This is a genomic window from Sandarakinorhabdus limnophila DSM 17366, from assembly GCF_945882885.1.
Taxonomy (GTDB): Bacteria; Pseudomonadota; Alphaproteobacteria; order Sphingomonadales; family Sphingomonadaceae; genus Sandarakinorhabdus; species Sandarakinorhabdus limnophila_A.
This window is the reverse complement of record NZ_CAMCWT010000072.1, coordinates 1-9,573: the sequence shown is the minus strand read 5'-3', so window position 1 is coordinate 9,573 and position 9,573 is coordinate 1. Positions and strand designations below refer to the sequence as shown.

Genomic DNA, 9,573 nt, shown 5'->3' with positions numbered 1-9,573 from the left:
ATCAGGGCATCCGCCATGCCTACATCAAGCGCGGAACCCCACAGCTCAACGGCAAGGTCGAGCGTTCCCATCGCTCTGACCAGCAGGAGTTTTACCAACTCCTGTCGTACAAAGACGACGTCGATCTCGAAGCCAAGCTTGCCGAGTGGAAGAACTTCTACAACTTCAATCGACCACACGGCGCCTTCAATGGCAAAACACCCTAGGTAGCGCTCCGGGAACGCCTATAATCTCATGCACTCAATGTCCCGATAGATCGTCAAACTTACAAGTCTGGCCTTTGCGGAGCTGCTACCAGCCCATCACATAGCGCTCACGGCGCACATCGGCCCCGCCGCGCAACGTACCAGGTCCCGGCACAACGCCCACCGCGACAATGCCGGTAGAAACACCGAACGGCCCAAGCACATCAAGCTTGTGGCCGCGCGCGGTTAGCCCTGCGCGCACTTCGGCGGGCACCCGGTCCTCGATTTCAAGCACGCCGGGCTCGTCTTTCTTCACGGCAAACGAGCCGTGGAAATGGTTCGAGTTGACCCGCGGCGCCTCGATGGCGGCCTGCAGCGGCTGGTCATGGATCAGCACGCGCAGCAGCACATTCATGATCTGTTGGTCCTGGTTATCGCCGCCGGGTGTGCCGATAGCGAGATAGGGAGCTCCCTTCTTCAGCACGATGCTCGGCGACAATGTCGTGCGCGGCCGCTTGTAAGGGGCAATGACATTGGGGCTGGCTAGATCGAGGTCGAAAATCGTCAGGCGGTTGCTCATCGGCACCCCGGTGTCACCGGCAATATAGGCTCCGCCCAGCAGCCAGCCGGAGCTCGGCGTGCAGCTGAACAGATTGCCGTCCTTGTCCACCACTTCGATGGCAGTGGTATCGGCACTCGGCCCGCCATTGCGCTTGAGCATGTGCGGCATGAATTGCGGCGTCGTTCGAGGGCGCCCTTCATGCGCCCATGGGTTGCCAAATCGATGCTCGAGCGAGGCCATCGGCCCGATCTGGCTGGCACGCTCGGCGGCATAGGCCTTGGAGAGCAGCCCCTTGCCCGGCACCGCGGTGAAATCCGGATCACCGAAGAACATGTTGCGGTCATCGAATGCCAGCTTGATCGATTCCGCCAGCGTATGCAGATAAATTTCCGAATCCGGCGTCATCGCCGCAATGCCCACCGCTTCGGCAATGTTCAGCGCCATCAGCAGGGTTGGTCCCTGGCTCCAGAAGCCGGCCTTGCACACGTCATGTCCAAACACGCTGACCACCGCCGGCGCTTCTACCTTGCCCGTATAGCGCGCCAGATCGTCATAGCGCATCAGCCCGCCGTCAGCTTCCATCGCGGCGGCGATCCTGCGTGCAATGTCGCCCTTGTAAAAAGCATCGCGACCGGCCTGAATCGCCGCCTTGCGGTCATTGGTGCGGGCAAAGGTCGATCGGTCCGCGTCGGCAATGATCCGCAGCGTGCGCGCCAGATTGGGCTGGCGAAAGATTTCCCCGGTCTTGGGCAGCTTTCCGCCCGGATAATAGGTGTCATAGGCAGACTTGTACTTGGACGTCGACTTCTGCTGGCTGACAAACACCTCCGCCAGAAAATTGTACATCACAAAGCCGTCGGCCAGCTCGATCGCCGTCTCCATCACTTGTGAAAGGGTCATCGTGCCATTGAGCTGCAGCGCCAGCGCCATTGCATCGACCACGGCGGGAATCGTCCCGCCATTGGGCCCATTGCCCGGAATCACGCCCTCGGCGGCGAACTTGTCCGGCGTCGCCAGCCCCGGCGCCGTGCCTTGCCCATTGACCACCAAGACCTTCTTCGTCTTGGCGTCATAAATGAGCGTCGGCGCCTCGCCGCCAAATCCGAAGTGCGAAATCTCGGTCACCGCGGCAGCCAGGGTCGCTGCCACCCCGGCATCGGTGGCATTGCCGCCCGCCAGCAAAATGCGGTTGCCTGCGGCCACGGCATAGTGCCGCCCGGCCGCTACAATGCCGAAATTGCCGACAATCTCCGGCCGCAACGTTTCACCGGAACTCACCAGCCGGGTAGGCTCAATAGCAGGCTCGGCAGGCTGGGCTGGTGCCGCCATCCCCTGCGCAGCAGTACTGCCAGCCATCCCCAGCGCACCCAATGTCAAAACCCCGCCAATGGCATCGCGCGCCAATTGTCGCCGGCTAAATAATGCTGCCAAATCAGCGCGCCGCACATCGTCTGTCATCGTAAAAATCCAGCCTCACACCGAACAAAAAACTAATGCCGGACCGACCGTCATGGGCAGTCCAGCATCAGCAATCAGCCTTTACCCATTAAAAAGTTTTGCTGATGTTGGTATACAAGTAGCGCGCCTGCGGCACATAAAGCTGGGCAAGATAACCACTTGAAGCCAACGGCGGGTTTTTGTCGAAGATGTTTCGCGCACCCACTGTAAAGCGTGTGCCCGCCAAAGCCCCGCCCGCGTTCTTGTCGATCTGATATTGCAAAAACACGTTGAAAGTCGTCAGGCTCTCCACCACAAAGCGATTGGCGTTAGCATCGCGCACCGCATTCTGGAAAGTCCGGTCAACGAATTGCCCAAAGGTGCCAATGGTCACCCGGCCTAGCGTCCAGTTGAGCTGCCCCGTGATCCGATAGCGAGGCTGCCCATCCTGGCCAATCACGCTGCCGCCTCCCAAAATCGGCACGCCAGCATTTATCTTGCCAGCCTGCTGCGCATCAAGCAGCGCCTGCACCGGCCCCGGCGCGCCAATATCGAAGCGAATGAGCTTCGCCACATTGGCATTGAACGAGAACCGGCCCGCGCTGCCAGTATCGATCTGGTAATCCACGTTCACGTCAAGGCCCTCAATCGTGATCGGCTGGAGGTTTTCAAACAGTGCAGTGACAAACTGCAGTTCACCCACCGGTGCAAGGCCGGTCCCCGCCACAATGGCAATGTCGTCAGCCGTCGGCGCGGCACGCACCACATTGGGGCTGGAGTTGCCGCCCACACGCGCCAAATAATCGATGTTCAGTTGGTTCTGAAAATCGATCTGTCCGATCACGTTCTTCTGCTTGATCTTCCAACGGTCGATATTGATGGTCAACCGGCCAAAACCGTCCGGCAGCGGCGGCTGGATCACAGCGCCCACGTTCCAGTTGTCTGATTCTTCCGGCTTCAGGTTCGGGTTGCCGCCGCTGCGCCGGAGCACGGATTGGTTGCGGTTGCACTGGGCAAAGCTGGCAATCCGCTTGGCCCGCAGGTCTGCCTCGCACAGCACGTACTCGACCCCGCCCGTAACGCGGTCCAACAGCCCGGTGTTGATCACCTCAAGGTTCGGCGCTCGAAATCCCTGAGACGAGGAGCCGCGCAGGGTCAAACCCCGAAAAAGCTCCCATGCTGCCGCCACTTTGGGCCGTGCCACACTGCCCACGTCGCTATAATCCTCATAGCGCCCAGCCACCTGCACATTGAAGGACCGGATCAACGGCACGCCCATGTCCGCATTGACCAGCGGCAGAGCAAACTCCAACCACGCCGATTTAACATTGCGGTTGCCTGAAACATCCGGGCTGGGGCTGGCCCCTGCCAGGTCAGAGCCATAAAAAATCCGCGTCACGCTGTCGGTATAGGTGATGTCTTGTCCCAAAACGCCGCCCTGCCGCGGGTCACGGTCATCCCTGAACGATTCCCGGCGATATTCGATGCCGGCTGCCACGCCTATGCTGTTCCCAGCCCAAAGATCCAGAAAGTTGTTGTTGGACAGCCGCAAATCCCAAAGCCCCAGCGTCGTCCTGGTCCGCCGGTTGGACTGGATCTTGAAGCTGTCGATCGTCGCCTGCGGATTGGGCGCGCCGTCGCCGATGTTCGGCGTCGCAAGCGAGCCGCCATTAAAAGGGTTATAAGCGTTCGGCGTTGTCCGGTTGATCGCCGCCTGAAGTGCCGTGTTGGAAAGCCCATCCGTCACGTCAGATGCTGTCGCCCAGCTGTACAGGCCAGCCGTTTCCCAGTCCCAGTTCCCAAGGCTTCCGCGCAGGCCCGCCAGCGCCCGATACTGGTAATTGTTCACCGTCACCCGCCGCGGCCCGGCATCGACATAGTTCAGCGCCGTTATCGTCACCGGCAGACCCTCGCCCGGGATGTTCAGACCAGGCAGCCGGTTCGGGCTACTCACCGGGCCAAGCGGATTCCAAAAAGCGTTCGCCGCTACGGTGATTGGAATATTCGCCAACGATCCAGCAGACGCCAGCGTCGTGTCGGTGCGCCCGCCGTAAACACCGGCCTCCCCAAAAAATTTCACATCGTCGGTCAATTCATAGTTCACAAAACTAAACAGATTGAAGCGGTTTACCTGCGGCAGCGTCGTCTGCTCTGGAAATGTCTGCACTGTGTCCAACCGCAGATTGGAATCCACATTGGCCATTTGTGCAGCGCCATTGCCATCATCATAGCAAGTACCCGGCGTGCCACTCGCGATGTTGCAGCTTGCGTTGGTGGCAGGCTGAATATGCCATTGCCGCGATGCATTGGTAAAAGTCACCCCATTACTGGACAGAGCGCCCGATCCCGGCGCCCGAAACGTTCCCCAGGCGGTGCTGGTGCTCGTCGCGTTGAACGAAGCGTTGTTCTCAAATGGCGTGCCCGCCACAAACGGCCGCCGGTCCTGCGTCGCGGTGTAAATCTGATCAGATGCAAACATCCGCGAGCGCCGCGCATAGTTCCCAAATATCGAGATGTTGCCCCGGCCACCACCAAAGTTGAAGCCCAGCAGCGCGTTCAAGCTCCATTCGCGTAGGTTCGTGCCTTCCGCGCCACCAAATTGCCCGTCAATTCGGGCGCCTTGAAAATCGGATTGCAGTACATTGTTTACCACGCCCGCCACCGCGTCTGAACCGTAAAGCGCCGCTGCCCCGTCCAGCAACACCTCAACCCGATCGATTGCGCCTACCGGCAAAGCATTGGAGTTATACCCAAAGGTCGGAATCCCCGAATCGACCACGCCCGTCACGGCCTGTGAAGTTGGGTGCAGCACAGTCCGTCGGCCATTGATCAGCACCAGCGTGTTACCCTGTCCAAGTCCCCGCAAGCTGATCGAAGACACGTCACCGCGCGCCGCATTGGCGCTCACCCCGCCAATCGCCTGCTCATTGAATAACGTGGCACCAAGTTGCGGGATGGAGCGGAACAAATCAGCCCCCGAAACAGCTGCCACCGCCTGAATCTGCTCTTCGCCAAATACCTCAAGCGGCGTAGAAAGCGTTTCTCGACCACCCTTGATCTGCGAGCCGGTGACGACAATTTCTTCACCGATTTCAGGCTCGTCGGCCGGAGCCGCTGCCGTCTGCGCTTGCGCCGTCCCCACAGCCAGAGCCCAGAGACCAACGCCCGCCAGCGCCCACATCACCGAACGCAATTCCATATATATGTTCCCCATGTCGCAGAAAAAAAATACCGGTTCAGATAACAGTGCTTTTACCCGCTCACTATTCGGCATTTTAATTTTTCTATTCTTCCCAATAAACTTTTTGCACAACGCAGCGGCTGCGCAAAAGTGCGACATGTTGTCACAGATTTCGAAACTCCGTTTTAGTAATGAATTAAAAAATATTTTTTCTTCAAAAACTTTGGAGTTTCACCGATTTGCCCGCTTTCAAGCCGGCACAGCTTTCCACTTTCCGGAAATTGCTCAGCATGGGCACGGTCACGCCAGAGCGTCCGGATCTGCTTCGCTGCCAAATACGACCACTGTCCGAGCGGTGTTTCGGGGCCGGAAGCCGTTCCATTGCTTTACCTACGAGCGACTGTGGGGATCGTGGTGAAAATGCTCGGCTAATCACCACGAACCGCTCACTGCGGCCCGGTCATAATTCAGCTGTCCTAAGCGCGATTCACTTCATAGACTCTCGAAACGGTGCGGCTAGACTGACCGCGTTTGCACTGCAGCAATGGGGGCTGTCGGTACCGCAAGGGGGAAAGAATGACACCAACCACCAAAACCAGCCTGCTTGTTTCTGTCGCTACCCTGCTCGTCACTGCCGCATACGCTGCACCCCCCGTCCAACCCACACCTCCCGGCGCCGGCCAGCGCCTCGGTTTCGATGTTCACGAAGGAACATCGATGTCGGTCAGCGTCTCGCCCGATGGCAAGTCCTACGCCATCGATCTCCAGGGCAGCCTCTGGATCGTTTCCGCCACAGGCGGACGCGCCACTCTCATCACGGATTATTTCAACGACGCCCGCCAGCCGGCCTGGTCGCCCGATGGCAAGCAGATCGCCTATTTCGCCTTCCGCGAAGGAGGCTATGATCTCTGGACCATCGCCGCCGACGGTACCGGCGCCAAGCGCCTGACCGAAGGCGCCTATGATGACCGTGAACCAGCCTGGTCGCCCGATGGCCGCACCATCGCTTTTTCGTCCGATCGGCTCGGCAAGGGCGGCGCCAACTACAACATCTGGACGCTCGATACCGCCACCGGCACCCTTACCCAGATTTCCAGCGACGCTGGCGAGGACCGGATGCCCAGCTGGTCGCCAGACGGCAAGGAGATCGCCTATGCCAGCACCCGTCCTGCGGGCTCGGCGCTCTGGATCACCACCCTTGCCACCAACACCGAACGCAGCCTGAAAGCAGTTCCGGGCGCCCGCCTCGATGCCCCATCCTACGGTCCTTCAAGCCAGCTCGCTTATGTCGTCGCCGATGCCAAGGGCAGCCGCCTCGAAGTCGATGGCAAAAGCGTGTCGGGTGACGAAAATGTCTTCCCATTTCGCGTTTCGTGGCAGCCCAGCGGCCGCTATGCCTATGTCTCGGACGGCAAGATCCGCCAGCGCAGCGGTTCGCGCCTCACCACAATTCCCTTCGATGCCCGCCTCGAAGTCACCCGACCCAGCTACACCCGTGCCAAGCATGATTATGACAGCACGGCACCCCGCCGCGCCTTGGGTGTCGTCAAGCCGGCCCTGTCCCCCGATGGCAGCCAGGTCGCGTTCGTGGCCCTCGGTGATGTCTGGCTCCTGCCCACCAAAGGCGGCAAGCCCGAGAATCTGACCAAGGACAGCGCAATGGACGCCGATGTCGCCTGGTCGCCAGATGGCGGCAGCCTTGTCTACACCTCCGACAAGGGCGGCGGACTTCCCCAACTCTGGATTCGCGATCTCAAAGCCGGCAAGGATCGCCAGTTGACCAACATAGATACCCAGCCTCTGGGTGCCACCTGGTCGCCCGATGGCACGCGCGTCGCCTTCCTCGATGTCGACGGCATGTGGGGAGTGGCCGGCGTCTGCTTCATCGATGTCGCCACCGGCAAGGTTACCCGCCTGCAGGGGTCCCTCGGTCAGCCAGGATCGCCCACATGGTCAGCGGATGGCCGCTATCTCGCTATTGGCCTTTCCTACAAATTCTCGGCCAGTTTCCGAGAGGGCACAAACCAGATCCTCGTCATCCCCGCCGACGGCAAGTCCGAGCCGTTTTGGCAGGTCCCGCAGGAGAATGTTTCGATCGACACCCGCGGCGGCGGAGGCCCGGCATGGTCGCCCGATGGCACCAAGATGGCCGCTATCTACGATGGCCTCCTCAAGGTCTGGCCGGTCGGCCCCGACGGCAAGCCGGAAGGCCCGCCACGCACCTACACCAATGAAATCTCCTATTTCCCCTCATGGGCAGCCGATAGCCGGACGCTGACCTACCAGTCCGCCGACAAGGTGAAGAAGCTCGACATCGAAAACGGCCAGATCACTGAAATCCCGATCGACCTAAGCTATACCCTCGCCAAGCCGACCGGCCGCACCGTCATCCATGTCGGCGCCCTCGTCGATTCCATCACCGACGTCACTCAGAAGAACAAGGACATCATCATCGACGGCAACCGCATCACCGCGATTGTCGATCACAACCCCGCAGGCCACGGCGGCGGCACCTTCATCGATGCATCGGGCCTTACGGCCATCCCCGGACTCATCGAGCATCACGCCCATGTCCAGAAGGATTTCGGTGCCAATGCCCACCGCGCCTGGCTGGCCTATGGCATCACCACCGTCCGCGATCCCGGCAACCAGCCCTATGACGGCGTCGAAGACCGCGAGGCCGCCGAAGCCGGCGTCCGCATCGGGCCGCGCATCTATACCAATGGGCCATTGTTGGAATGGCAGCGCGTTTATTACAAGATGGGCGTCGCCGTCGCAGGTCCGGCCCATCTCGAACGGGAACTCGAGCGTGCCCGTCTGCTCAAATACGACATGATGAAAAGCTATGTCCGCATGCCGGACGTTTATCAGCGTCGCATCGTCGAAGCCGCCCACCAGATGGGCATTCCGGTCACCGGCCACGAAATCTTCCCCGCAGCTTACACCGGTGTCGACGCAACCGAGCACCTCGGCGCCACCAGCCGCCGTGGCTACTCGCCCAAGCAGGCCCCGCAGGGCCGCGCCTATGAGGATGTCATCCAACTTTTCGGCAAGAGCCAACGCGTCCTCACCCCCACCAATTTCGGTGCGCTCATCGGCTTGTTGGATAAGAACCCGAGCTTCAGGGACGATCCCCGGCTGAGCCTCTATCCAGGCTGGGCGCAAAAGTCGGTCAAGGAACAGAATTCGATGCTTGCCGGTCTCCGCGCGTCGACTTTCGCCGGCAGCCTCAAGTCGCTGAAGGCCATGCATGATGCTGGCACCAAGGTCGCCGCCGGCACCGACACCACCATCGCCATCAATCTGCACGCCGAAATAGCGTCATACGTCGACGCGGGGCTAACACCCTTTCAGGCCCTGCAAGCCGCCACATTCGTATCGGCACAGGATCTGAACCTCGACGCCGGCACGCTGGAAGCCGGCAAACTCGCCGATATCGTGCTCATCCAGGGGGATCCCCGGGCCAACATCGCCAACACCTTCAATGTGCGAACGGTCATCACAAACGGCGTACCCTATACCGTGCAACAACTGATCGATCAGGCGAAAAAGCCGCAGTAACGGGAGCGCTGCTGAACGATAAAGGGTCGCGACCGAATACCGCCGGGACCCTTTTCACAACACCACCCCGCGGTCAGCCAGGCGTGGTGTAACGATCTCCTTACCGCGGCCCATGCAGCTGCCTTCTTCACTTATGCGCGCGGCCATCTCAATAACCATACTGATCTGTGGCGATGCCCGCGACCCTGATTGCTACACCCAGCCGCCGGGCAAACTGCCCGTGTAAGGTTGACGATCTATCGGGACATCGAGTGTATGAGATTATGTAGGTCTGTATGGACTTGCGGGACATCTTTCATGCTGCTGACTGGCAGCCAGTAGGATGGATCCCATGACCAAGGAAGACCGCGACATTCATCGCAAGCTCAAGGTGCTGCGCCATGCAGAGAAGATCGGTGATGTGGCCAAGACCTGCCGATACTTCGGCGTGGGGCGATGGCAAAACACCCTATGAAGCGCTCCGCCAACGCCTATAAACTCAAGCACTCAATGTCCCGCTAGAGAGGTGGCTCGGCTAATCTGCACAGTCGGCTAAGTGGAGTTTCTGCCTGAAGGCGGCCAAGGTGGCTGCCGAACAGGAGATCAGATGACGAAGCGCACACGCCGGAACCACAGTCCGGCTTTCAAGGCGAAGGTGGCATTGGCTG

General features: G+C 60.1%; 4 protein-coding genes and 1 pseudogene. 3 read left to right on the top strand and 2 right to left on the bottom strand.

Going from position 1 to position 9,573, the window contains the following annotated elements; genetic code table 11:
• Positions 1-206, top strand: a 206-nt coding sequence (locus tag Q7O19_RS12115) for an integrase core domain-containing protein (protein ID WP_303810767.1), incomplete at its 5' end; no start/stop codon positions are given.
• An 85-nt stretch (positions 207-291) separates the two neighbouring features.
• On the opposite strand, the gene Q7O19_RS12110 is transcribed toward Q7O19_RS12115, so the two are convergent.
• Complete coding sequence (locus Q7O19_RS12110; protein ID WP_303810766.1) at positions 292-2,103, bottom strand: gamma-glutamyltransferase family protein; 1,812 nt, start codon at positions 2,101-2,103, stop codon at positions 292-294.
• A 190-nt stretch (positions 2,104-2,293) separates the two neighbouring features.
• Positions 2,294-5,497 (bottom strand): TonB-dependent receptor plug domain-containing protein, encoded by a 3,204-nt coding sequence (locus Q7O19_RS12105; protein WP_369692472.1) that lies wholly within the window; start codon positions 5,495-5,497, stop codon positions 2,294-2,296.
• Between the two features lie 444 nt (positions 5,498-5,941).
• On the opposite strand from Q7O19_RS12105, the gene Q7O19_RS12100 reads away from it, so the two are divergent.
• On the top strand, positions 5,942-8,926 hold the full coding sequence (locus tag Q7O19_RS12100) for an amidohydrolase family protein (protein ID WP_303810765.1): 2,985 nt from the start codon (positions 5,942-5,944) through the stop codon (positions 8,924-8,926).
• A 331-nt stretch (positions 8,927-9,257) separates the two neighbouring features.
• Positions 9,258-9,359 (top strand): annotated as a pseudogene (locus Q7O19_RS12095) (IS481 family transposase); the annotation flags it as partial.
• Positions 9,360-9,573: the final 214 nt, after the last annotated feature.

Bases quoted from the DNA above. Each gene is read 5' to 3' on its own strand.
- Q7O19_RS12110 (WP_303810766.1), bottom strand. From the start codon at position 2,103: ATGGCTGGCAGTACTGCTGCGCAGGGGATGGCGGCACCAGCCCAGCCT.
- Q7O19_RS12100 (WP_303810765.1), top strand. From the start codon at position 5,942: ATGACACCAACCACCAAAACCAGCCTGCTTGTTTCTGTCGCTACCCTG.